The 23,392-nt window shown below is 54.0% G+C and carries 21 protein-coding genes and 2 pseudogenes; 13 read left to right on the top strand and 10 right to left on the bottom strand.

The window, feature by feature from the left end:
* Positions 1–48 precede the first annotated feature (48 nt).
* Positions 49–417, top strand: a complete 369-nt coding sequence (locus tag JCM12308_RS13515; protein WP_054784097.1) for a VOC family protein — start codon at positions 49–51, stop codon at positions 415–417.
* 213 nt (positions 418–630) lie between these two features.
* Here the strand turns inward: JCM12308_RS13515 and JCM12308_RS13510 are convergent, their stop codons facing one another.
* The 4 genes from JCM12308_RS13510 to JCM12308_RS13495 all read right to left on the bottom strand — a co-directional run bounded on the left by JCM12308_RS13510 (position 631) and on the right by JCM12308_RS13495 (position 4,108).
* On the bottom strand, positions 631–1,902 hold the full coding sequence (locus tag JCM12308_RS13510) for an amidase family protein (protein ID WP_054784096.1): 1,272 nt from the start codon (positions 1,900–1,902) through the stop codon (positions 631–633).
* Positions 1,903–2,113: 211 nt separating this feature from the next.
* Positions 2,114–2,425, bottom strand: coding sequence for a hypothetical protein (locus JCM12308_RS13505; protein WP_014284901.1), 312 nt, complete (start codon positions 2,423–2,425; stop codon positions 2,114–2,116).
* 107 nt (positions 2,426–2,532) lie between these two features.
* Positions 2,533–3,777: an HlyD family secretion protein gene (locus tag JCM12308_RS13500; protein ID WP_208978565.1), complete on the bottom strand. Its 1,245-nt coding sequence runs from the start codon at positions 3,775–3,777 to the stop codon at positions 2,533–2,535.
* Positions 3,778–3,880: 103 nt separating this feature from the next.
* Positions 3,881–4,108: a hypothetical protein gene (locus JCM12308_RS13495; protein ID WP_128647401.1), complete on the bottom strand. Its 228-nt coding sequence runs from the start codon at positions 4,106–4,108 to the stop codon at positions 3,881–3,883.
* A 227-nt stretch (positions 4,109–4,335) separates the two neighbouring features.
* Between JCM12308_RS13495 and JCM12308_RS13490 the strand changes: the two genes are divergently transcribed.
* Both JCM12308_RS13490 and JCM12308_RS29930 read left to right on the top strand, forming a co-directional pair.
* Complete coding sequence (locus JCM12308_RS13490; RefSeq protein ID WP_208978564.1) at positions 4,336–5,067, top strand: AraC family transcriptional regulator ligand-binding domain-containing protein; 732 nt, start codon at positions 4,336–4,338, stop codon at positions 5,065–5,067.
* Positions 5,037–5,459: a helix-turn-helix domain-containing protein gene (locus JCM12308_RS29930; protein ID WP_208978563.1), complete on the top strand. Its 423-nt coding sequence runs from the start codon at positions 5,037–5,039 to the stop codon at positions 5,457–5,459. The genes JCM12308_RS13490 and JCM12308_RS29930 overlap by 31 nt, the downstream gene beginning before the upstream one ends.
* Positions 5,460–5,493: 34 nt before the next feature.
* On the opposite strand, the gene JCM12308_RS13485 is transcribed toward JCM12308_RS29930, so the two are convergent.
* A complete protein-coding gene (locus JCM12308_RS13485) occupies positions 5,494–6,360 on the bottom strand; it encodes a LysR family transcriptional regulator (protein ID WP_054784094.1) in 867 nt (288 codons plus the stop codon).
* Between the two features lie 133 nt (positions 6,361–6,493).
* On the opposite strand from JCM12308_RS13485, the gene JCM12308_RS13480 reads away from it, so the two are divergent.
* Together JCM12308_RS13480 and JCM12308_RS13475 are read left to right on the top strand one after the other, a co-directional pair.
* On the top strand, positions 6,494–7,129 hold the full coding sequence (locus JCM12308_RS13480) for a glutathione S-transferase family protein (protein ID WP_054784093.1): 636 nt from the start codon (positions 6,494–6,496) through the stop codon (positions 7,127–7,129).
* A gap of 262 nt (positions 7,130–7,391) precedes the next feature.
* On the top strand, positions 7,392–8,714 hold the full coding sequence (locus JCM12308_RS13475) for an MATE family efflux transporter (protein WP_054784092.1): 1,323 nt from the start codon (positions 7,392–7,394) through the stop codon (positions 8,712–8,714).
* A gap of 64 nt (positions 8,715–8,778) precedes the next feature.
* Here the strand turns inward: JCM12308_RS13475 and JCM12308_RS13470 are convergent.
* The 4 genes and pseudogenes from JCM12308_RS13470 to fucU all read right to left on the bottom strand — a co-directional run bounded on the left by JCM12308_RS13470 (position 8,779) and on the right by fucU (position 12,947).
* Positions 8,779–9,722: pseudogene (locus JCM12308_RS13470) on the bottom strand (ABC transporter substrate-binding protein).
* 55 nt (positions 9,723–9,777) lie between these two features.
* The gene (locus tag JCM12308_RS13465; protein ID WP_008549151.1) at positions 9,778–10,788 is read right to left on the bottom strand and encodes an ABC transporter permease; all 1,011 of its coding nucleotides are present in this window, start codon (positions 10,786–10,788) and stop codon (positions 9,778–9,780) included.
* Positions 10,785–12,311 carry a sugar ABC transporter ATP-binding protein gene (locus JCM12308_RS13460; protein WP_054784091.1) on the bottom strand — a complete coding sequence of 509 codons (1,527 nt, stop codon included), beginning with the start codon at positions 12,309–12,311 and terminating at the stop codon, positions 10,785–10,787. The genes JCM12308_RS13465 and JCM12308_RS13460 overlap by 4 nt, the downstream gene beginning before the upstream one ends.
* Positions 12,312–12,527: 216 nt before the next feature.
* Entirely contained in the window at positions 12,528–12,947 is a 420-nt protein-coding gene (fucU, locus tag JCM12308_RS13455; protein ID WP_041768324.1) for an L-fucose mutarotase, read from the bottom strand.
* A gap of 483 nt (positions 12,948–13,430) precedes the next feature.
* Between fucU and JCM12308_RS13450 the strand changes: the two genes are divergently transcribed.
* Positions 13,431–13,721, top strand: coding sequence for a DUF1330 domain-containing protein (locus JCM12308_RS13450; RefSeq protein ID WP_014284894.1), 291 nt, complete (start codon positions 13,431–13,433; stop codon positions 13,719–13,721).
* Positions 13,722–13,802: 81 nt separating this feature from the next.
* On the opposite strand, the gene JCM12308_RS13445 is transcribed toward JCM12308_RS13450, so the two are convergent.
* Complete coding sequence (locus JCM12308_RS13445; RefSeq protein ID WP_054784090.1) at positions 13,803–14,447, bottom strand: GntR family transcriptional regulator; 645 nt, start codon at positions 14,445–14,447, stop codon at positions 13,803–13,805.
* 547 nt (positions 14,448–14,994) lie between these two features.
* On the opposite strand from JCM12308_RS13445, the gene JCM12308_RS13440 reads away from it, so the two are divergent.
* From JCM12308_RS13440 to JCM12308_RS29920, 7 genes and pseudogenes are all read left to right on the top strand, one after another.
* Positions 14,995–16,347 carry an FAD-dependent oxidoreductase gene (locus tag JCM12308_RS13440; protein WP_014284892.1) on the top strand — a complete coding sequence of 451 codons (1,353 nt, stop codon included), beginning with the start codon at positions 14,995–14,997 and terminating at the stop codon, positions 16,345–16,347.
* 48 nt (positions 16,348–16,395) lie between these two features.
* Positions 16,396–17,520 (top strand): mandelate racemase/muconate lactonizing enzyme family protein, encoded by a 1,125-nt coding sequence (locus tag JCM12308_RS13435; protein ID WP_008549394.1) that lies wholly within the window; start codon positions 16,396–16,398, stop codon positions 17,518–17,520.
* A gap of 15 nt (positions 17,521–17,535) precedes the next feature.
* Entirely contained in the window at positions 17,536–19,092 is a 1,557-nt protein-coding gene (locus JCM12308_RS13430; protein ID WP_008549295.1) for a BCCT family transporter, read from the top strand.
* Between the two features lie 58 nt (positions 19,093–19,150).
* Complete coding sequence (locus JCM12308_RS13425; RefSeq protein ID WP_054784089.1) at positions 19,151–20,311, top strand: mandelate racemase/muconate lactonizing enzyme family protein; 1,161 nt, start codon at positions 19,151–19,153, stop codon at positions 20,309–20,311.
* A 741-nt stretch (positions 20,312–21,052) separates the two neighbouring features.
* The gene (locus JCM12308_RS13420) at positions 21,053–22,645 is read left to right on the top strand and encodes a M10 family metallopeptidase (RefSeq protein ID WP_008548930.1); all 1,593 of its coding nucleotides are present in this window, start codon (positions 21,053–21,055) and stop codon (positions 22,643–22,645) included.
* 265 nt (positions 22,646–22,910) lie between these two features.
* A complete protein-coding gene (locus JCM12308_RS29925; RefSeq protein ID WP_054784088.1) occupies positions 22,911–23,099 on the top strand; it encodes a hypothetical protein in 189 nt (62 codons plus the stop codon).
* Positions 23,084–23,392: pseudogene (locus tag JCM12308_RS29920) on the top strand (type I secretion system permease/ATPase); the annotation flags it as partial. The gene JCM12308_RS29925 and the pseudogene JCM12308_RS29920, both read left to right, overlap by 16 nt.

The raw sequence follows: 23,392 nt of genomic DNA, 5'->3' as shown, positions 1-23,392 counted from the left end.
TGTCAATAAAGTCGAGGTGACCTGAGTACAACACATAGGAAACACACGATGAAAATTGGTTATTTCACAGTAGGCACCAACGACCGCGCCGCCTCAACAAAGTTCTATGACTCCCTCTTTGAGCAAGCTGGACCAAAGCGCATTGCCGAGACAGACAGGCTGACCTATTGGCAGAACGAGGAGTTCGCTTTTGCGACTGCTCTGCCCATTGACGGCAAGCCCGCGACAAACGGAAACGGCACCATGGTCGGCTTTGGGGTAGGCTCTACCGATGAAGTCAAACGGCTCCACAAACTGGCCATTGAGCTGGGCGGAAGTGATGAAGGCGAACCAAACCAGCGCGGCCCTTACTTCTCCGCTTATGTGAGAGATCTGGACAGAAACAAACTCATCTTCTTTACCGAAGCATTTAGCTGAATCCAGCTCTCCTAAGCGAGTAAATTCAATGACTTAGTCCTCATCAAGCTGACCCTTGATGGACAGATCACAGAGACCTTCTATGAAGTCTCCGATGGATCAGAACATCCGGTCGAAGTTTGGGCCTCGTCGGACCAAACAGAAACGGTCTAACCAAACCACCGCCTCCATGAGAAAGCAGAGTGCCTGATCATGGAGCGCGTGGCTTCAACGCTATCGCAGCACGCGCTCCACGGCACACCCAGCCGCCAGCACCAGCTCATCCTGCGCAGCAGCCCCGCAAATGGAGATGCTGTGAGATGGCTTTTCCAAATCAACCGGCAGAGCCAGGGATGGCATGTTGAGGAACGCGGTGATCATAGTCAGCCGCAAGGCCAGCGCATTCGCTTCCTGAAACGCCTCAACGCTCTCTTCCACTTCAGAGATCAGAGGCGGCACATCTGGCACTGTCGGCATCAATAGCAGGTCACCTTTCAACTGCACTTCAATCTCGGACTGAAGCACCGCCCGCTGCCGGCGCAAATACGCCAGCTTCTTCGGCGTCATAGGCAAGGCTCGCTCCAGACGGGCTTTGATCTGCGGATCGATCTTGTCCTTGCTCACGTCTACATACTGCGCAATTTGCTCCCGCGCTTCCACGCTCACCAGCGTTCCATGCTCCGCAAACAGCAAATGTGCTTTCAGAATTGGCCGCAAATCTCTCCGCACAATCTGGATGCCAGCCGCTGAAAGCGTATCAATACTATGCTCAAACATCTCCATGATCTCAGCGGAGATGCCCAGATCATCCAGATCCGGCACAACAAGGCGAAATGCACGATCTTCTGCCGTCGTATCATGAGTGGAATGCTTGCCGCACATCACCGCATCCAAAGCGCAGATGCCCTCAACGGTTCGCGCCATGGGTCCAAGCACATCAAGGCTTGCCCCAAGCGGCACAACACCGTCCATGGGATAGCGCCCCATAGTCGCCCGATACCCGCAGATGCCTTGAAAGGCGGCAGGCACACGCGTTGAACCAGAGGTATCACTGCCAATCGCCAGATCACAAACACCATTGGAAATCGCCGCCGCACTGCCCGAAGATGACCCACCCGGCACCCGCGCGCGGTCCAACCCATTGGGCGCATTACCATAATGCGGATTAAGGCCAATACCAGTATAGGCGAACTCAGCCAGGTTCGCAGGGCCAATGGGGATGCCGCCCGCCTCAATCACCCGCTGCACCACCAGCGCATGCTCATCCTCAACTTCAGTAGAATACGCCACCGATCCGGCCGTCGTCTCCCGCCCTTTCAGCGCGATATTCCCTTTGATCGCAACCAGTTCTCCATCAATTGCGCTCAGTTTCTCACCAGAAGCCCGCCGCACCTGCGCCGCCACAACCAGTTCCTCAACCAGTTCCCGGTTCAGCCCAATAAAAACCCCGCGAAGTTCCTCCCCCTCAAGCCTCTCCCAAAGCCCTTCAACATCATCCACCACCATTCCAACACCCCTCCATCAACTCTCACCACGCATACTAAAGCCGAGTTTTTCAACCTGTCAAAGCTGGAAACTAAGAGAGCAACATGCTCGTTTTAAGACACCTCAACGTTCCACACGCACGAAAAAAGGCCTCTCGTGGTGAGAGGCCTTTTGTGGTTGGGCTTCCATGATGTCAGGACGGTGGGACATCTGGGAGGGACGGTAATCTCCCTTATGGATTTACAACCACATAAACTGTTTTGCCGTCTTCGGTGATGGCCTGATAATACGTGCCGCCGCAGTTGTAGTAGCCGTTATATGGGGTACAGCCTGCGATGTTGTGGCGGCGGTTAACCCGGCGGGATGTGCGGCGTGCTGTCCGGCGAGCGGCGTTTTGTGAGGCCGTCTGGGCATTGGCTTCGCTCACTTTGAAGGAGATTGGTGAGATGGACTTGGTGCCCGGCTGAGACGGTCTTGGGTTATAGTCAACTGTGTAACCAACGGAGAGGGCGACTGCTGCGATTGTCAGGGCTTTAACGTTCATTTTTCTTCTTCTTTTTGTTTGGGTGGTCCCGAGAGGCTCTCTGCGCTTTGGGATTCTCTGCAAAGAACCTCTCGTATGGGACCGTGGGTTTTGATGAAGAGAACGGGTTACTCAGATTGCCAGTTAGGCTGCTCTCTTCTGTGATACTCCCGAGCGGAACCAGTCCGGATCCATGTCTGCTTGATCGGTTTGCTTTCCGTCTTCGGGAGAAACTTGATTGTTTTGACTTTGTTAGCTCGCTTGCTCTTAGTGAGCAGATCCTGCCAGACCAATTCCCATCGCCAGCCCAAGCCATGCTTTAACGCGCAGGCCGACTGCTTGATAACGCCGAGGGCTGAGATCACGTGGGATGTAAAACCGCCTGCCATGTCACCTTTCAGGTCTGTTGTGTAGGCTTGCACAATGCATCCGCTGCCAGGAACCAGATACTTCTGGTGTTCGGGGTAAACCAGATCGAGGTGAGCGACGACCTGACCACGTTTTGCGCGTTCTCCCGGTTCCATCAGTCTTCCAGACGGAGCCATCTGACCAGCGGAGATTGACTTCTGGATCCGTGTGATCCGGGCTGGCAGAACTGTGTGGTACATTGCGATGTTGAAGTTGCTCTCACAAGCGATCTCAGCTGCCATGCCTTCGTAAAGTTCGGTTCGGGACACTTGGGAGAAACCTGCAACCACTCTGGAGCCTTCCTTCTGGGTCCGGTCCGGGATGATCACCATCGCCGGGGCCATCGCGGCCTGAGCAGCTCGTGCTCCAACATGCAGGGTAACTTGCTCAACCACACCATCTACCAGACTGTAAACTCGTGTCTTTTTCAGTTCGATTTCAGCCTGCTCAAGAGTAGCTTTTGCGCTTGCCAGCTGGGATGGAAGAGTGGAGTACGCCTGTACTTTTGCCGCTTCCAGTTTTGCCTTTGCTGCTTTCACATCAGCCACGCTGGTGTCTCGCTGAGAGATGGCACGTTCCAATCGGGCACGCTGGAAGGCTGCAGAATTTTTCATCTTAAGCTCTTCATGATCAGCCAGTGTCATTTCAGCCTGATTGAGGCCAGTTTTGGCGGCATCCAAGGCAGCATCTGCTGTTTCCACTTCCAAATGCGCTGCTTTGATGGCGCTTTTGATCTCGTCAATCTTGCGGTTGGCGTGATCAACCTTGGCCTGTTCCATCGCACTTTCCGTGCTGAACAAAGGGTCGCCAACTTTGACACGATCACCACCGGTTACGAAGACTTCGGTGACTGTTCCGCCGTTTTCAGCAACAACCGGAACTGTTTTGAAGGGCACGATGCCTGTGAACGACTTTGGGTAGTAGTAGAACACCGCAAAGAAGACAGCGAGAGCATGAACACCCATAAAACCAAGGCATAATGCACGTTGTACAGGGTGACCGGGATCCCCTTCCAACGCAGGTACCAGACCCGCAGGACGAAGGGAAAAGAAGTAACGAGAAGCTCAATCATTTTTCCGCCTCCTGCATCTTCGGGTTCCACCACAGCATGAAATCACGTGCGATTGCTGTGAGGATCAGCGCAGTCGGAAGCAAAATGCTGAAGTGAGACAAAGCTGGCATCACTTCATAAGCAAGGGCCACGGTCAGCATCACCGGCACTGTGGTGCGAAGCGGTGTTCCCTTTGCTTTGTGTTCCGCATAGCGGTCAAAGCGGGAATAAAGATGCACGACCAAAAGAAAGGCCAGAAAGAAAACAACAATGCTGACAATGGAGTAACTGTCAGACTGTCCTGGTGGAACCCACCAGCGTGGTTCACCACCTGCCGCTGAGGCTCAGTGGTGAATGCGCCCATTACCATGACGCTTGAAAGGATGATCGACTTCACGGTGAATGTCCTTTGCTTCGTTTAGAAAGCTACCGTCCTAGGCAGCACCGTTTGTTGATGTTCGTAAATTAACGTATGAGCAAAGGACGTTCTTTAGAGTTCTGGTCATCGGTTTTTGATTTCTGGACATTTGAGAGGCTAATCGACGCAAAGAACGTTGAAGCGCCCCTCTCAAACAGAGTGGAAGTCGCCATGACACGCATCAGCGCCTATCGATTGCGCCATGCAGCTCAGGTTTATGGGCGCGAACCCGCCGCCGCTTTGGGCTTTGATAAAATCCTGGAAGCTGTCGGCGTTGCACCCGACGTTTTGGCGGACGCCAATGGACGGGTCGATCTGCAGCGCGAAGCTGCGGCACTGGAAACAGCCTGCGATGCCTTGCAAGACCCAACCTTCGCCGCCCGCGCTGGTCTGGCTTCTCCGGGGGCGAAGACATTACTGGCATATCTGGCGCAGGCCAGTGACAATGTGGGGCAAGTGTTCCGGTTCGCGCAGCGCTTCTATGCGCTGGAAGATCCTGACCTGAGTTTTGAACTGGATGGCGATGAACATCACCCGACCATATGTCTGAAGAGCGACATTATCGGCGCCCATCAGTTTCCAAGGCACCGGGAGTTTCTGGTGTTCGGCCTGCTCAAACGCACGGAACAGATTGCTGGTCCCGGTTTCGGCAGATGTCTGTGCTGCTGGAGTGTGATGACACCGACCACTGCGCCACACTGGCAGAACTGGCCGGATGCGAAGTCTCTTCAGCACAAAAGGCCAGCGGCATTCAGTTGCCAGAGGATGGTTTCGACTTTCCGATAGCCACTTCAGATGCCGCTTTGCGCGATCACCTTCTCAAACATGGCGAGGAACGGCTCAGCCAGATGCCGAAGAGCCGAACCGGTATGTCTGCCAAAGTGATCGAGCTCGTCCGCTCCCGTTTGCCCGGTAACTTGCCAAGTGGGGATGAGGTGGCCGAAGAACTGTGCGTGACCCGCAGAACACTAACACGCAAGCTTTCTGAGGAAGGCACCAACTTCAAGTCACTGGTTGAAACAGCGCGCTGTGATCTGGCCAAGCGCCTGTTACTTGGAACCGACAGCATCGCTCAAGTCGCCTTCCTCCTCGACTTCGCCGATCAAGCCGCCTTCTCCGTCGCCTTCAAACGCTGGACCGGCGCAACCCCCGCGGTGTTTCGGAAGTCCAAACTTTAGGCATCGTCTCTGTTGGCAAGTAAGTCAGAGTTGCTCAGTAGGTCCATGAAGCTGCGGACGTTGAGGGAGAGGTGTTTGCTGCTGGGGTAGATGGCGTAAAGGCCTGGGTTGGGGTGGCGTAGTTGGGCAGGATGTGTTGCAGCTCTCCAGTTTCCAGCGCGGTTTCAACTGCCTTGCCGGGCAGAAGGGCGACGCCGATGCCCAGTGTTGCAGCGCTGGCAGCCATGGAGATGCTTTGAGCGGCTAGCCTTGGCTTATGTCGGGCGATGTGTTCTCTCCCTTTTTTGTCCACCAGCCGCCAGGAGCTCTGGCTCAACGTTGAGCCATGCACAATAGAGGGATACTCCACCAGATCATCAAGGCTCTTAGGTTCTCCCAAAGCTTCCAGCAGTTTGGGACTGGCGCAGAGGATACGGTGGGTCGTGGAGAGTTTGCGGGCGATCAGGGATGAATCCTGCAGTTCTCCAAACCGAAAGGCCAGATCGATCCGCTCCTCGATCAAATCGAGAAACTCATCACTGAGCATCAGCTCCACTCGGGTTTTGGGGTAACGCGCCAGATACATGGCAATCACATCACTGAACACACCATCTGCAAAAGCAGCCGGGGCAGCTACACGTAGGATACCGGAGGGTGTTGCTGTGCTTTCATCTATCAGCTGAGTGGCCGCGGAAAGTTCATCTACTCCGCGTTTGCATCGCTCATAAAAGGAGCGCCCGATATCTGTGAGCGTCACCTTGCGCGTTGTGCGGTGAAACAGACGTACGCCGAGGCTTTCTTCCAGAATGCTGATTTTGCGGCTGATGCTGCCTTTGGGAATTCCAATAGCTGCGGCCCCGCTGGAAAAAGTACCAGCATCAGCCACAGCCACAAACGCTGCGATTGCGTTCAGATCAGCCATATCTGCTCTATCCTATTAACTCATATAGGAAACAGTAAAACGCATTTAGTGCAGATTGTGCAACAATTAGTTTCCGCCTAGCTTTTCCCTACACCGAGTTCAACACATCAACCAACCGAAGTTAGGAAATCCCATGAAACTCTATTCAGCCCCAGGCACCTGCGCCACCGCCATGCACATTGCACTTGAATGGATCGGCAAGCCTTATGACGTCGAGCACATCGATTTTGCGACCATGAAATCCGAAGATTATCTGAAGCTGAACCCATCCGGCGTGGTGCCAACACTGGTGGATGGTGATCTGGCACTGCCGGAAGGGTCTGCGATCCTGCTCTATCTGGTTGATCAGAACCCTGAGGCGGGCATCGGCCCTGTTGCTGGATCTGCAGATCGCGTTCACTTGCACCGCTGGCTGGCTTATCTCTCCGGCACGCTTCATCCGTATTTTTGGCCTGTCTTTGCGCCAATGCGCTTCACCACGGATGCCAATGGCTATGATGAGGTGACTGCAGCGGCAAAGCAGCTGGTCGACAAAGCCCTTACCCAGATTGATCAGCATCTGGAAGGCCGAGAATGGATGGTGGGTGAAGGCAAATCCGTTGCAGATGCCTTTCTTTATGCCATGGCCAGCTGGTCCTATGGTTTTGAAAAGTCCACTTCCGAATACAAGAACATCGACGCATTGGTATGCAAGCTGGCAGCAGATCCGGCGGTTCTAAAAGTTCATGCAGCACAAGGCACATCCCCAAAAGTGCCAGTTGCTGCCTGATGGCCCCATGGAGCCACTAAGCGTCTCACTGAGAGCATAAAATCGGTTTTCGGTGAGGCGCTAACAAGTCCTGAAGCGGGTCTACTGCTTCAGGGCTCAGCGAGTTTCCAAAAGCATATTGACCTCCTTTCGTAAGCTCCCACGCCTATCTGCCACCAAATCCTGAGCCCGCGAGATACCCCATGACCACGCAATCCAACCCCATGGTGGAAACACCCGTCAACACCATGTTGTTACGCATGGCAGCTCCCATCAGCTAGGCATGCTCTCCACCTTTCTCTTCCAGATAGTCGACAGTTACTTCGTCGGCATGCTGGGTTCCAACGAGCTCGCTGCACTGGCGTTTTCTTCCAGCGCCTTCTTTCTGTTTGCCTCTCTCTTTATGGGGTTTTCCGTCGGTGTATCCGCCGTCATAGCCAAAGCTGTCGGCGCCCATGAACGTGAGAAGGCCGCTACGCTGACTATGGTTTCGCTGGCTTTGGTCGCCCTTGTCTCCATATCTTTGAGCTTTGCCGGTCGGCAGTTTATTGATCCTACTTTCTCGGCACTGGGAGCCACAGTTGAGGTGCTTCCCTTGCTGGACGCTTATATGGGCACGCTCTATCTGGGGCTGCCCTTGTTGATGCTGGGTATTGTAGGCAGCGGGGCTGCACGTGCGATTGGCATCACCAAGCAGACAGAGGTGATCTTTGCCATCGCAGGCCTAATCAACCTTGTCTTCGATTACCTGCTGATTTTCGGCATTGGCCCATTTCCTGAACTGGGACTGGCAGGTGCGGCCTGGGCAACCGGGCTCTCCTTTGCCTTCATCTTTCTAGGTATGATGGTGATCCTCATCCGGCATGGGCTGATTGGCACCAACAAACTGAACGGTGCGCTTGCTGGTCTTGCTGAGATCATGAAGTTCTCCGTCTCAACCATCTTCATGCAACTGCTTGTGCCCACCACTGGTATGTTCACGACTTTTCTGCTGGCTGGGTATGGCTCAGAAGCGGTGGCAGCCTTTGGCATCGTAGGGCGCATTGAGTCACTCGCGCTGATCGGCATCTTCGCCGTTTCCATGGCGGTCACACCCTTCATCGCACAGAACTTTGGCGCGGAAGAACACGAGCGGATCGATCAGGCGATCATCTTTGCGGGCAAAGCTGCGTTTTATCTGGGCATCCTGCTCTTCGGAACCCTCGCCCTACTCGGTCCAACCATTGCAACTATCTTTTCCGATGATCCCGCCGTGATCGAGTTTGTCGGCATCTACTTTAAAATCGTTGCTGCCTCCTACAGCTTTCAGGGCCTCGTGGCGGTCACCGTCGCTATCTTCAACGGCCTGCAGATGCCACGTGTCGCGCTAAAAATCATGCTGGTCCGCACCTTCGCTTTGGTTTTCCCGCTGCTGTTCATCGGCTCCACACTCGGCCTCTGGTGGATCCTCGCAGGCCTCGCCGCCGGTAACATACTCGCCGCGATCTATGCCGCACACCTGATGCGCCAATCAGAGCGAACCTGGAACCGCCCAACAGCCAACGCCAAACCCTGGCTGGAAATGAGGCAAGATTTGAGGAAGTTGTTGGCGTTTGCGAAGGGATAAGAGCAGCAAAAAGGCCTCTCGTGGTGAGAGGCCTTTCTCTATTTACCAAGGAAACGCAACGGGTTTAGTCGTAGAGGACGGCTGCGATTTCTGGGGAGTCCATGTTGGAGGCGTCGTAGTAGTAGAAGCCGGTGTCGATGTTGGCTGGGACTTTTTCGCCTTTGGAGGCCATGTAGGCTGCCTTGACGGTCTCATAGCCGATGCCGACCGGGTTCTGGGTGATGGCGCCTGCCATCAGCCGCTGCGGACGGCGTCTTTTTGGGCGCGGCCAGAATCGTAACCAATGATCACAACGTCTTTGCTGCCCATTTCACGAACACCGTTGGCCACGCCGATCGCAGAGCCTTCGTTGGTGCCGAAGATGCCTTTGATATCCGGATTTGCGGTCAAGATCGCTTTGGTCAACTCGGTGGACTTCAGCTGATCGCCGCCGCCGTACTGAACGGTGACAACTTCAATCTCCGGATAGTTCTTCATCTGGTTGAGGAAGCCATCGCGGCGATCGATGCCGGTGCGGCTGGTCTGATCGTGTGCGACCACGGCCACTTTACCGCTCTTGCCGATCAGCTCTGCCATTTTGTCTGCAGCCAGGCTTGCTGCTGCCACGTTGTCAGTTGCAGCCAGTGCCAGCGGGATTTCACTGTCGACGCCGCTGTCAAACGCGATGATTGGAATGCCAGCGGACTGGGCCTGACGCAGCAGTGGAATAGCGGCCTGACTGTCCAGCGCGGCAAAACCGATAGCTGCCGGGTTCTTGGCCAGTGCTGCAGCCAGCATGTCGATCTGGCGATCCACCATGGCTTCGCTGTCTGGGCCTTCGAAAGTGATTTCAACGTTCAGCTCAGCGGCTGCGTTGTCAGCGCCGGCTTTCACAGCCTGCCAGAACTGGTGCTGGAAGCCCTTGGAGATCAGCGGGATGTAGACCTTATCTGCTGCCAGTGAAAGCGAGCTGGTTGCAAGCAATGTTGCTGAGGCCAATGCGCCAATCAGAGTACGTCTTGTAAACATATGTATTTCCTCCCGATAAAAATATGCAGCTGGGGCAAAGGCGCCCCAACCAATCTTATGCATGAGCTTTTTTCTTGCGGGCCATGTCCGCATAGACGGCCAGAATAATGATGCCGCCCGTTACAACCGTCTGCCATTCCTGAGCAACAGAGAGCACGCGCAGACCGTTGGTCAGCACGGCCATGATCAGAGCCCCGATCAATGTGCCCATGATGGTGCCGCGTCCTCCGGCAAGAGACGTCCCGCCAATCACCACAGCTGCAATGGCTTCCAACTCGTAACCGAGGCCAAGGGCAGGCTGTGCGGAGTTAAGGCGAGATGCGATGAGAATGCCAGCGATGCCGCAGATCCCACCTGCGAGTGCGTAGATTCCCATCTTCCAGGCATCCGTGTTGACGCCGGACAGGCGCACGGATTCCTCGTTGGATCCAAGTGCGAAGGTGTAGCGGCCCAGTACAGTTCGTCCCAGAATGTAAGAGGCTGCAATCGCAACAAGGAACAGGATCAGCACACCATTGGGGATCTGAAGACCCGGAATGATGGCGCCAATGACGGACCCACGGGAAATGAGGTCAAACCCCGGAGTGTCATTGAAGTAGATTGGGCGTGTGCCGGAAATGACGAGCGACAGGCCCTTCAGGATCAGCATCATGCCAAGCGTTGCAATGAACGGCGGCACCTTCATTTTAGCAACGAATGTGCCGGAACACAGGCCGCAGAAAGCACCCGTGGCAATGGCAGCGGCCACACCAAGCGGCAGTGGCATGCCCCAGTAGGTGAGCACCACACCGGCAATCACGGCGCAGAAGGTCATCATGGTGCCGATGGACAGATCAATGCCGCCGGTGATGATGATGAGCGTTGCGGCAATGGCCAGAACACCGTTGACCGAGGTCGCCTGCAAAATGGCGATCATGTTCGACATCTGCATGAAGTTTGGCGAGGCCAGACCAAAGCCGATGAGCAGGACAATCAGGCTGGCGAAAGCGAGCAGCTTCTGGTGCGCGCCCGAGCTCACAAAACGACCGATCAGGTTCTTTTGCGGAGTTAAGGTGGTGTCTGTCATTGTACTTCACTCACAATTTGCGCTGCCGGGTCGCGTTGTGTTGCGAGGCGCATAATGTCTTCCTGGGTTGTTGAGCTGCCGCCGGGCAGAATACCGGTCAGGCGGCCTTCGCACATCACCGCAATACGATGGCTGAGGCGCATCACTTCTGGCAGTTCGGAGGAGATGACGATGATCGCACAGCCCTGCTCTGCCAGTGAGTTCAACAACTTGTAGATTTCGGATTTCGCTCCCACATCGATGCCGCGTGTGGGTTCATCAAAGATGAGAATGTCGCAATCGCGCAGAAGCCACTTGGCGATGACCACCTTTTGCTGGTTGCCACCGGACAGGAACTGGAGCTCTTGCTTGTCGGAGGGCGTTCTGATTTCCAGCTGCTTGATGTACTTGGCCGCGGCCTCTGCCATGCCAGCCTCATTCAGCACACCAAAGCGATTGCAGAACTGGTCCATGCTGGCCATGGCCACGTTGGCGCGCACATCCATGCCGGTGGCGAGGCCGAAGTGTTTGCGATCCTCTGACAGATAACCAATGCCAACCTGCACGGCATCAGACGGGCTGTTGATCTTGCAGGTGTGACCATCCACCCGGATCTCACCCGAATCCAGCGGATCAGCGCCGAAGATGGCGCGGGCGACTTCCGTTCGGCCAGCACCCATCAGGCCTGCAAAGCCAAGGATTTCGCCTTTTTTCAGCGAGAAGCTGACATCGCGGATTTCTGTGCCACGGTTGAGCCCCTTCACTTCCAGCGCCACATCTGCGGCAGAAAGATCCGGCACCACAACGGCCTCGTCCTTCACCTCGCGGCCAACCATCATGGAGATGATCTCATTAACCGGGGTATCAGCGGCTGGAACAGTGCCCACATACTCGCCGTCCCGCATCACGGTGACGCGGTCAGAGATCTGTTTCAACTCATCCATTTTGTGGCTGATGTAGATGATGCCTACACCCTCCGCCTTCAGACGGCGGATGATGGTGAACAGTTCGGCGATTTCCTTGTCGTTGAGCGCGGCTGTCGGCTCATCCATGATCAGCACTTGCGAGCGGTAGGAGAGTGCCTTGGCGATCTCCACCATCTGCTGCTTGGCGATGGTCAGGTTGCCGACAAGCACATCCGGGCGCAGGTCCAGCGCCATGCTCTTGAAGATCTCAGCGGTCTTCTGGTTGAGGGCAGCCTCATCAAGACGTCCAAATCGCAGGCGCGGCTCACGACCGATGAAGATGTTCTGTGCCGCCGTCAGATCATTCATCAGGCTCAGTTCCTGATGGATAATGCCTATTCCGAGTTCCTGCGCTTCACGCGGCCCTTTTGGGTCAGCCGCTTTTCCGTTGATTTCGATACTGCCGCCGTCACGGGTGTAAACACCGGAAAGCACTTTCATCAAGGTGGATTTGCCTGCTCCGTTCTCTCCCATCAGGGCGTGAACTTCGCCGGCACGCAGATCAAACTGCACATTTTTAAGGGCGTGCACACCCGGAAACGTCTTTTCAATACCCGTCATTCTGACGATGGTATTCATTTATTTTCTCCCCCCAAAGCTGGCATGCACACCTCAGTGGGAACGCACAGATCCCAACTGTTGCTGCGGTATGCAGATCAGCAAAATGATATGGCCGAGACATCCGGTTGTTACCTGACTGATGACACCGCCCCTCCCCGAGCCACGCCTCAATCACCGCTGTCTCATGTCACGCGCAGTTCCATCCGAAACCGGATCCACTTGCAGAACTGCGCTTTAGCCCTGGATCACGCCCTTCTTGATGATGACGTTTCCATATTTTCGCGTGGTGCCTGTTACCACCACGCAGTACGCCTTCTTCGCCTTCTCATAGAAAGCAAAACGCTCGACAAAGGTGATTTGCGCACCTGCTGGCAAAGCGTTCTGGTAATCGTCGACCAGTCCATCCGGCAGCTGGTCGCCTTCTACAGCAGCCATCATCATGACGTTCTCCGGGTCGTATTGATCCAACTCCCAAAGAGGCATGATGGCTTGCAGAAGATCGGTTGCTTCGCACCCATCAGCGCGCAGCACCTTGTCGCAAACGGAATAGGCCGGGAAATGCGCATCGCTGAGTACCAGCTCATCTCCATGCCCCATCTCGTGCAGGATCTTTAAAAGTTCCGGGAAAATGATCGGGTTGATCCCTTTAAGCACTTGAGCCCCCACTCACAACACGCCGGCAAAGCCGGACTGACAAAGCAAACTTTCTGACGGCTGACAGGGTTGAAGAAAGCTCAGAAGTCCGCCGCAAATAAATGTACTATGAAGAAGCAGAGAGACCTTCTGCCCCCTGATTCCGGTGTTTGGCTGATGCTGTAGTGTTCCGGTAATCCCTTCGGGAGACAGCCCCCTGAATCTCTCGGAAAATGCAGCGCTGAACCATTGCTAATTCGTGTTAGCAGGTTAGCAAAGCTTTCCGTTTAATCAAGAGCATTTTTTCATTTTGCGGAATTTGAGCGCATTTTAGAAAAGCGCCCTAACGTCAGATTTACCCGAATTTTTGATTGGTCCAAAACCAGTAAGATTGGTTTCAGAGGCCCGCTTTATACTGTGCAAAGACATGCAGATCTGCGCTCTTTCTGGTCGCTTGAATGGGCCAGAGGCAGATGCAAAATGGTGCTTTGAGAACGAAAACAGATGGCAAAAGCGTATTGGGTTTCCCGCATCAACATCAAGGATCCAGAGACCTACCGGTTCTACACTGAGGCTGCGCCAAGCATACTGCGCAAATATGGCGGCACCATTCTGGCCCGCGGTGAAAAGGCCGAGCAGATGGAAGGCGAAAAGCACCACCGCCACGTGATTGCTGAGTTCGAAAGCATGGACGCTGCCATGACCTGCTACAACTCTCCCGAATACAGAGTCGCCAGAGATTTCCGGCGCGGGATTGCTGATGTGGAGACAGTGATTGTGGAAGGTCTGGACTAACTTGCTGCTGAGCTCAGACACAAAAAACGGGCTGTCTTGCGACTCGCCCTCTCGTGTTTCGCTGTTCGTTGACGGCCTGAACTAACCGAACTTTGGAGCCTTGAAGGCGGATTCAGTGAGGTGTTCCAGCAACAAACCGGATTGCTTGACGGCTTCCTCTTCATTTCCCATGGCGACGGAGCGCATGATGGCCTCGTGAAAGCGGGAGCACAGCAGGTTGTCAGATTTGTCTTTGTTGGCAAACCAGAACCGGCGTGACTGGCTCTGCACGCGGGCAAGCGAATGGTGGAAATACGGGTTGTTGGTGGCTTCCGTCACGATGCGGTGGATGTCTTGCAGGTTAGACAGCAGCGCCACCTCATCCTCATCCTTCGCGCTTTGCACGATCAGCGATCCAAGCGCCAGCATTTCCCGGCGCTGGTCGGTTGAGGCGCGCATGGCAGCGAATCTCAGGCAGATCGGTTCAATCTGCTTGCGCACTTCCAGCAGCTGCAATTGCTGCTCTGCGGTGATGGAGAGGAACTGCACGCCTTTGCGCGGATGGATCGCCAGCATCTCATCCTGCTCCAGCGCCTGAAGCGCTTCACGGACGGGCGTTCTGCCCAGATCCAGCAGGGAGGCGAGTTTGTTTTCAGAGTACAGAGCTGAAACATCAAGCTCGTTGAAAAACAGTTTCCGCTCAATTTCCGTGCGAGCAAGCTCCGCCTGCGTTTTCTCGTGAGGCACGGTTACCCCCTGTTTTAAAAGCGTTATTTCTGTGTCAGTTGTATCACAGTGTAGCACAGTGCATTCCCGTTTTGCCAGCAATCTCTTATTTTCTTTTCCTGCTATGTCAGTGAAACAGGCCTTTATCGACCCTTTGGCAATCTCCTGACATGTCAGCCCTGGACGCCTCTTACATACCGTAATCTATCAGCTGCCAGCATTGTGTCATTCTGTCACGCGAAAACTACATAGAATTCGGGCAGTTGCTGCGCTTTGCAGATTTGAGACAAACTGAAAAAGCCAAAGTAATGAGCGCTTTATCGCATTTTGATACTCTGAAACTGGCATGATTTCACTGGCATGTCAGGCGGATTCAATTGCCATATCAGCGCCGTATATTTGGCAAAAATCGTCGATTTCTAAGGGTTATTACCATTGCCACAGCCTCCTCATTTTGCTTTTAAGGTTGCTAATATGTCAGATTTGAGGATATGTTTACCCAAACAGTCCTCATGGACTCAGAACTAAAGCAAACAGCCATAAACCGTGGCATACAAGGTAAGCGCCCATGAAAAACTGGAAAGAGACTGCCCTAGCAGAAACCGCATCTCCTGTTCTTGCTGAAGCAGATGTTGTTGTTTGTGGCGGCGGACCATCTGGTGTTGCAGCGGCTGTTATGAGTGCACGCAACGGCTTGAAAACTATCCTCATCGAAAAAAACGGGTTTTGTGGAGGCGGAGCGGTCGCTGGCCTCTCAGGTACCATCTGCGGTCTGTTCCTCACCCAGGACGACATCGAAAACAAAGACGCCAAGCAAATCGTTTTCGGTTTCGCAGAAGAGTTTCGTGCTCGCCTGCAGGCAAAAGGCGGTGCAACGCCTCCACAAATCTACGGCAACACCCATGTGGTGACCTTTGATCCGCTGATCTGGCGGGAAGCCGCCGATGACCTTCTTGAAGAATCCGGCGTTCAGTGCCTCTACCACACCTACATGACCGAAGTGGTTCGTGATGGAGACGAGATCACCGCGATCCGTGTGGAATCCAAAGCAGGCAGCACCTTCCTCAAAGCAAAAGCATTCATTGATACGTCAGGAGATGCGGCGCTCGTGACGAAAGCGGGGTGTGCGTACAGCTTCGGCGATAATGGTGCCATCCAGAACCCAACCATGATCTTCCGTCTGTCAGACGTGGTGGAAAGCGATTTCTACGATTACTTCGGCCAGAACACCATCTGCCCGCCTGACATGATGGACAAGCTGAAAACTGCTTATGAAAGCAGAGAGTACGACACACCTCGCAACAAAGTCTGGGTATTCCCTACCCCGCAGAAGGGCGTGTTCCTGATGAACTGCACCCGTCTGGCAGGTCAGGACAACCGCATGCTGAACGTGGTGGACCCTGCTGACTTCACATACGCGGAAGTCTATGGCCGTCGTCAGGCCCGCGAGTATCACCGCTTCTTCAAGGACAAGATCAAAGGCTTTGAAGAGTCTCAGCTGATTGACATGCCACCGGAAGTGGGCATTCGCCAGACACGGACCATCAGCGGCGAAAACACTCTGACCAACGACCATGTTGCGAACTGTGACAAGCCAGAGGATGGCGTCGTGCGCTCCTCCTGGCCGATTGAAATGCACGCCGGTGAAAAGAGCAAACTGCACTGGCTGATGGAAGATTACTACGAGGTTCCATACGGCACGCTGGTGCCGAAGGAGCTGGACAACGTGATTGTCGCGGGACGGTGCCTGAGTGCTGAACATGAAGCCCTCGCTTCTGCCCGCGTTACTGCCCAGTGCTTTGAGCTGGGCCATGCGGCGGCTGTGGCGACAAAACAGAAAATCGAAAAAGCGATCAATTACAGAGATGTAGACACAAAAGAGTTGCGCGAGGCGATGCGTGCGGCCGGCAGTGCTCTGTAACAAGTCGGGCAATAAGGAAGGTGCCTCAAGGCACTCTGGGAGTTAAAAATGGAAGACTGCAGAATTAGCCGTGTCGAGCTTTATGCTTTGGCTGATGAGAATGCGCCCCCTATTCCCTGGGCGGATAATCAGGAACCTCTGCTGTACACCAACAACATTGTACGCCTGTTCACCGAGGATGGAACCGAGGGTCTGGGCGCAACTATGAGCTACACAGAGAACTTCTTTGATCGGTGCATCATTGAATCTCTGCGCACAATCGTTCCGGGTCTCATCGGCAAAAACCCGCTGATGACTCAGGAGCTCAACAACTGGCTTGGAGCGCGCTGCACCTGGGGTGGACTGCCAGCGAAATCTCCAATCGACATTGCAGCATGGGACATTAAAGGCAAGAAAGCCGGAATGCCGCTTTACATGCTGCTTGGCGGCGCACGGACTAAAATCAAGTCCTACGCCTCCACACCAATGTTCGACACAGTAGAGGAATACTTCCCTTACATTGACGACTGCATTGAACACGGCTTCACAGCAATCAAACTGCACTGCTACTGCGTTTACGACAAAGACGTGGCACTGGTGGAAGCTGTTGAGGCCAAATACGGCACATCCGGCATCCGTTTCATGCTGGATACCGCGGGCTTCTATACACCTGAACAAGCCATGAAAATGGCCAAGTGGATGGAACGCCACAACTGGGAATGGCTAGAAGCGCCAGTTTCCGACTACGACTTCAAGACCTATCAGCGCCTTGTCGCCAATACGGATCTTGAAATTTCCAGCCATGGCAACTGCCTGCTGACACTGCAGGAAGTTACGCACGCACTGAGCACTGGGATGTGGTCAGACGTGCGTCAGGACGCAACTGTTTGCGGCGGCATTACTCAACTGAACAAATGCTTCGCGATCGCGGCCGGCCACAGCAAGAATCTGGAAATCCAGAGCATGGGGTACACCCTTACGCAGGCTGCCAACCTGCATGTCGCTCTGGCTCACGACAACTGCAACTTCTTCGAGCAGTTCTACCCTTACGAGGCGTTTGAACTGGCGAGCAAGACCCAAATCCGCACAGACAAAGAGGGATATGTGCACGCGCCGGCGGGCAACGGGCTCGGCGTGGAAATGGATTGGGACGCAGTGAAAGAAGCAAGCTTTGCTTCTTACGTCTTCGAATAATAAATGGGGGCATCCATGGCTAAACTACAACTGGATAAGACGAACTTCTTCGTCGGCGGCATTGCGGTTCTTCTGCCGACAATGGGCATTCTGGCAGCAGATATTGCTGCACCGGGTTCGGGTAAAGCGTTCATCTCTTCTCTGAAGAGCTATCTGACCAATGAATTTGGCGCGTTCTACATGTGGGCAGCGATCTTGTCGCTGATCTTCTGTCTGGCCGTCTCATTCAGCAAATACGGCAACATCGTCCTTGGTGAGGCGGATGAAAAGCCGGAATACAGCACGATTTCATGGGTCGCCATGATCTTCAGTGCGGGCATTGGCGCCGGCATCCTCTGGGGTGGTGCCAGTGAGTGGATCTATTACATGTCCACACCACCGCTTGGCCTTGAGCCAGGCACCGAGCTGGCAAAGGAATGGGCCATCACAACCGGCATGTTCCACTGGGGTCCAAGTGCCTGGGCGCTGTACTCCGTCTGCTCCATCACCATCGGTTACTACTACTACGTTCGCAAAGACCCTGTTCTGAAGGTTTCAGAATCCTGTAAGGGTGTTCTGGGTACACGCGCCAAAGGCCCACTGGGCAACGTGGTCGACATCTTCATCATGATCGGTCTGGTGACTGCAAGTGCGACCAGCCTTGGTCTGGGTACACCTGTTGTTGCTGCTGGCATCTCCAAGGTGCTGGGTCTGGAACACGGCACCGCAATGAACCTTGCTGCATTGGCAATCGTTGTTGGCCTGTTCACCATCAGCTCCGCACTGGGCCTGAAAAAAGGCATGGCGAAGCTCTCCAACTTCAACATCTTCCTGGCGATTGGCCTGCTGGTGTTCGTGCTGTTCTTCGGCGGCTACTTCCTGACCACCATCAAGTCCTTCACCACTTCAGTTGGTTCACTGGTCACTAACTTTGTTCGTCTGAGCACCTACATGGAGCCATACGCAGAGAACTCCACCTTTGTGTCTGACTGGACAATCTTCTACTGGGCATGGTGGGTTTCCTACGGTCCGTTCCAGGGTCTCTTCTTCGCGAAGATCTCCCGTGGCCGTACAATCCGCGAAATGGTTCTGGGCACCCTGCTGTTCGGTTCCCTCGGCACCGCAGTGTTCTTCGCAATCTTCGGCAACTACGGCATTGGTCTTCTGGACGCAGGCATCTTTGATGCACCAGCAGCGCTGGCTTCCGGCCAGACTTCCTTCACCGTGATCATCGACATGTTTGCGAACCTGCCACTGGGCACCCTGTTCATCATCGGCCTCTGCGTTTCCGCAGTCGTCTTCATGGCAACCACCTTTGATGCGGCATCCTTCTCTCTTGCAGCGATGACCACCAAAGAACTGCCAGATGGTGCAGACCCAGCTCTGTGGAACCGCCTTGTATGGGCACTATTCCTCGGCATCATTCCAATCGTGATCAACCTGATTGGTGGTGACCTTGGTACCATCCAGATCTCTACCGTGGTTGGTGGATTGTTGATGGTCGTCATCCTTGGCATCGTGGCTCTTTCCTTCATCAAGGAACTGAAGAGCGACATTGCCAACGGCGTCGAACTTCCAATGCGCAAAAAATAACAAAGCACATGAGGGCGCCAGTTACAAAACTGGCGCCTTTCTTACAGGAGCTACAAAAATGTCACTGGCACTCAATCCTGCTGTTGCGCCCATCAAATCCATCGAGTTCATTCCGGTCAATTATCAGGCCAGCAACTGGAGCCAGAACACGGTTGTCGTCAAAGTAACCGACGAAAACGGTGTCTACGGCCTTGGCGAAGCTGACGGATCCCCTGATGCGATCCTCGCCTACGCCAACATCGAAACAGAACACAAATGGCTAACCAACATCACTGAAAAAGCGATTGGTCGCCTGCCCATCGAAATCAACGCCATCTGGGATGCCATGTATGACGCCACGCAGTGGCAGGGCATGCGCGGTATGGGCATGTTCGCCCTTTCCGGCATCGACATGGCGCATTACGACCTTGCGGGCAAACAGCTCGGCGTCCCGGCATACCAACTGCTCGGCGGCACCAACAAGGACAAGGTCCATCCATACCTGACGCTCTACCCGGCCATTCCGGTGGATGCGTCTTTGGACGTGGCCATTAAAGGCTACGCGCCGCTGCTGGAGAAAGCCAAGGCCCACAACATCCATGCGGTGAAAGTGTGCGTGCCAATCAAAGCGGACTGGAGCACCAAGGAAGTCGCCTATTACCTGCGTGAGCTGCGCGGCATCTTGGGCCATGACACCGATATGATGGTGGACTATCTCTACCGTTTCACCGACTGGTACGAAGTGGCACGCCTGCTCAACTCCATTGAGGATCTGGAGCTGTACTTCGCAGAAGCTACACTGCAGCACGACGATCTCAGCGGCCACGCCAAGCTGGTTGAAAACACCCGCTCCCGCATTTGCGGCGCAGAGATGAGCACCACCCGCTTTGAAGCCGAAGAGTGGATCACCAAAGGCAAGGTACACCTGCTGCAGTCAGACTATAACCGCTGCGGCGGCCTGACAGAGCTGCGCCGAATTACCGAGATGGCAACCGCCAATAATGTGCAGGTGATGCCGCATAACTGGAAGACCGGCATCACATCCGCTGCCGCGATCCATTACCAGTTCGCAGTGGGCAATGCGCCATACTTTGAGTACGTGCATCCAGACTTCTCTGACGGCGAGCTGCGTAAGTATCTTGTCACTCCGGAAGCCGAGCTGGTGGACGGCGGTTTTGCCAAACCAACTGCTCCGGGTCTCGGCATTGATCTGAACCAGGAGTTCTTGGCGAGCCTCTGATGCATTTCCCCGGCTCGCACCCCTAGACGGGCCGGAGATTCGCACAGCAAACAGGCAGACCCCTCTCCGCCCCGCCTCCATCTGCACTTTTTCGGGTTCGCGTACTCACAAAGTGCCCTTAGGGGCGGAGAATCCTTTCTGAGCCATTCAGGAAAGAAATTTCCCCTGGGTAGCAAATTACCCTGCCCACAACTCACCCTGGTCAAGCCCCATTGACCGGGGTGTTTTGTTAGCTGGCTTCAGCAACGCAAGTTACCTTAAGGTCATTTTGCCGGATTAGCTCCGTTAATGTGCCGACTTACCCCATCAGCCCCACTCAGATCCACCGGTGGACCTGTGAATTTCTATCGATTTTACGTAGTTCCGGAAAATCTAAAGTTGCAGAATCACTAAATAAAATTAAGTATTAAATATCTATTTATTAGAATAGACCGTAAGAAAAACATACTACAATTATTTGATCAACTGGTCAGTTTTTAGAATTTTTTATCAGACGGCAAAGTGTTTTTATCTAATTATATTAGGATATTGAATTGAAATTACGGAAAAAATCAAATGTTTTAAGCATGAAATAATATATCACGTATTCTATTTGCACACCTGAAACTCGTCAAGGTTTCAACTATTGATTGTGTTGATATTACTTTCATCTGTGAATCCGACAAAAATCTATATTGCCTTCGAGTGCACGTCTCATACGTTTAAATGGTTTACTACTGATATTACTCTAGGGGAGATAATATGTTTAGAGATTACCATGGTGAGGAAGCCAGAGTTATTGAAGGTGGCGATGCGCCTTACAGCACATCAACACCTTACTCCATTTCATCGGGAGATACCTTTGAAGGAACTTTGAGTTTCTCCGGCGATAAAGACGCAATCAAACTCGAGGTGCAGGCAGGGGTAACCTACACCATTTCTATGGATGGCATCGGAAGTGGGGGCGTTTCCGACACATATCTGTACCTTTACGATTCCAACGCCAACGAAATTGCAAAAGACGATGACGGTGGCAGCGGACGTAACTCCGAAATCACTTTCACCGCAACAACCACCGGCACCTACTACATCGGCGCAGCTTCCTATAACGACCGTTACAGCGGCGACTACAGAATCTCTGTTGATGCAGATGGCGGCCCAACTGACCCACCAACCGATCCGAACGCATTCACCAACGATCAGATTGCAGCTCAGCTGACAGATGGTTACTGGAACAGCACTGGTCGTGGTCGTCGCGCATTTGACGTGAGCCCAGGCGAGTCTCTCACCGTGAACCTCAACGGCTTGAACTCTTCCGGTCGTGAGCTGGCAACCAAGGCTCTCGAGGCTTGGACAATGGTCACCGGCATTGAGTTCCGCACTGTCAGCTCCAACGCTCAGATCACATTTGACGACAACGACAGCGGCGCTTACGCAAACTCGACCACTCGCGGCAGCACCATCCTCTCGTCAACCGTGAACGTCAGCACCGATTGGGTTGCCCGTTACGGCACTGATCTGGATGGTTATGCATTCCAGACCTACGTGCACGAAATCGGCCATGCCCTCGGCCTTGGTCATGCTGGCAACTACAATGGTGCAGCGACATATGGCGTAGACAACCACTACTCCAACGACTCCTGGCAAGCGACAATCATGTCCTACTTCGATCAGGTGGAGAACACCAATGTGGACGCAAGCCGCGCCTATGTGGTGACTCCGATGATCGCGGACATTCTCGCTATGCAGGACCTGTACGGCACAGCAACCGACCTGCGTACCGGCTCCACCGTTTACGGTGAAAACTCCACAGCAGGCGGTTACTACGATGACATCGCTGATCTGAACCCAGCAACGTTCACCATCATGGACAATGGCGGCAACGACAGCATCAACTTCAGCTCCGTTCGTGCTGACCAGAAGATCTCTTTGGTCGCAGAGACTTACTCTGACGTGAATGGTCTGACCGGTAACATGACCATCATGCGTGATACCGTGATCGAGAATGCTTATTCTGGTTCAGGTAACGATGAGCTGATCGGTAACGATGCTGACAACGGCCTTTATGCCAATGCTGGTAACGACACCCTCGAAGGCGGTCTCGGTGACGACACCCTCTCCGGTGGTTCTGGCAGCGACACCTTCGTATTCAACATCAACTGCGGTGCAGACACGATCATCGACTTCTCCAATGGCCTTGATTTCATGAAGTTTGAAAGCGGCGCAGACAGCTTTGCAGACCTCTCCATTCAGGACACTGGTGCAGACACAGTGATCAACTATGACGGTGGTTCCATCACCCTTTCCGGTGTTGATTCCAGCGTCATCAACGCAGACGATTTCGTCTTCGTGTAAGCTCCCAAAAAACGTGCAACCTGCCCTTATGGCAGGTTGCATAATTATTTAATTAAATCATAAGTTTGCGGTGTTCGCCTCAATTTGAATGGATGAAAAAATTTTAGCGTCTTTGCCCTTTCAAATAGTGTGCGATTTACATACTATAGGCACCTCAAATTTTATTGGGGCATAACCACGAGTTTTGCAGCATCTAGGCCTCTGACCAACCATGTCAGAATATGCTGCGCACTTGAGTTGGGGTCAGGTGGTTTCGGGAGTATCCATGAGTACAACGAAGAACGGGCAGCCAAAGCGCCCGCTGGTATCTGAGGCGTTTGGTGCGTCGCGGTCCGGGTATGCGGGCGTTGGGGTTTTAAGTCTGGTCATCAACCTTTTGATGCTGACGGGCCCAATGTTCATGCTGCAGATCTATGACCGGGTTCTTGCCAGCACAGCGTGCCAACACTGGTGATCATCGCCAGCTTCGCCGGTATCCTCTACCTGTTCTTTGCTCTGCTGGAAGGCATCCGTGCCCGCGGACTGTCGCGTATCTCGCAGGAAATCGATGCCCGCCTGTCGCGCACCGCGTTCCTTGCCAACCTGCGCGTGCCGCTGCGCATGGGCAACACCGGGAAAAACGTCGACCCGATCCGCGATCTGGAGACCATGCGCCAGTTCTGGGGCGGCCAGGGTCCAGCCGCTCTCTTCGATATTCCATGGATGCCGATCTATCTGGGTCTGGTGTTCGTGCTGCACTTCTGGCTC

The organism is Pseudovibrio denitrificans JCM 12308 (genome assembly GCF_001310815.1).
GTDB lineage: Bacteria > Pseudomonadota > Alphaproteobacteria > Rhizobiales > Stappiaceae > Pseudovibrio > Pseudovibrio denitrificans.
This window is presented reverse-complemented; position numbering and strand designations above follow the sequence as displayed.

What these genes read in the sequence shown, in the direction of transcription:
- JCM12308_RS13425 (WP_054784089.1), top strand. Translation starts at nt 19,151, where the DNA reads ATGTCACTGGCACTCAATCCTGCTGTTGCGCCCATCAAATCCATCGAG.
- JCM12308_RS13465 (WP_008549151.1), bottom strand. Translation starts at nt 10,788, where the DNA reads ATGACAGACACCACCTTAACTCCGCAAAAGAACCTGATCGGTCGTTTT.
- JCM12308_RS13435 (WP_008549394.1), top strand. Translation starts at nt 16,396, where the DNA reads ATGGAAGACTGCAGAATTAGCCGTGTCGAGCTTTATGCTTTGGCTGAT.
- JCM12308_RS29925 (WP_054784088.1), top strand. Translation starts at nt 22,911, where the DNA reads ATGAGTACAACGAAGAACGGGCAGCCAAAGCGCCCGCTGGTATCTGAG.
- JCM12308_RS13440 (WP_014284892.1), top strand. Translation starts at nt 14,995, where the DNA reads ATGAAAAACTGGAAAGAGACTGCCCTAGCAGAAACCGCATCTCCTGTT.
- JCM12308_RS13510 (WP_054784096.1), bottom strand. Translation starts at nt 1,902, where the DNA reads ATGGTGGTGGATGATGTTGAAGGGCTTTGGGAGAGGCTTGAGGGGGAG.
- JCM12308_RS13430 (WP_008549295.1), top strand. Translation starts at nt 17,536, where the DNA reads ATGGCTAAACTACAACTGGATAAGACGAACTTCTTCGTCGGCGGCATT.
- JCM12308_RS13485 (WP_054784094.1), bottom strand. Translation starts at nt 6,360, where the DNA reads ATGGCTGATCTGAACGCAATCGCAGCGTTTGTGGCTGTGGCTGATGCT.
- JCM12308_RS13515 (WP_054784097.1), top strand. Translation starts at nt 49, where the DNA reads ATGAAAATTGGTTATTTCACAGTAGGCACCAACGACCGCGCCGCCTCA.
- JCM12308_RS13450 (WP_014284894.1), top strand. Translation starts at nt 13,431, where the DNA reads ATGGCAAAAGCGTATTGGGTTTCCCGCATCAACATCAAGGATCCAGAG.
- JCM12308_RS13500 (WP_208978565.1), bottom strand. Translation starts at nt 3,777, where the DNA reads ATGGGTGTTCATGCTCTCGCTGTCTTCTTTGCGGTGTTCTACTACTAC.
- JCM12308_RS13505 (WP_014284901.1), bottom strand. Translation starts at nt 2,425, where the DNA reads ATGAACGTTAAAGCCCTGACAATCGCAGCAGTCGCCCTCTCCGTTGGT.
- JCM12308_RS13475 (WP_054784092.1), top strand. Translation starts at nt 7,392, where the DNA reads ATGCTCTCCACCTTTCTCTTCCAGATAGTCGACAGTTACTTCGTCGGC.
- JCM12308_RS13490 (WP_208978564.1), top strand. Translation starts at nt 4,336, where the DNA reads ATGAGCAAAGGACGTTCTTTAGAGTTCTGGTCATCGGTTTTTGATTTC.
- JCM12308_RS13480 (WP_054784093.1), top strand. Translation starts at nt 6,494, where the DNA reads ATGAAACTCTATTCAGCCCCAGGCACCTGCGCCACCGCCATGCACATT.
- JCM12308_RS13420 (WP_008548930.1), top strand. Translation starts at nt 21,053, where the DNA reads ATGTTTAGAGATTACCATGGTGAGGAAGCCAGAGTTATTGAAGGTGGC.
- JCM12308_RS13460 (WP_054784091.1), bottom strand. Translation starts at nt 12,311, where the DNA reads ATGAATACCATCGTCAGAATGACGGGTATTGAAAAGACGTTTCCGGGT.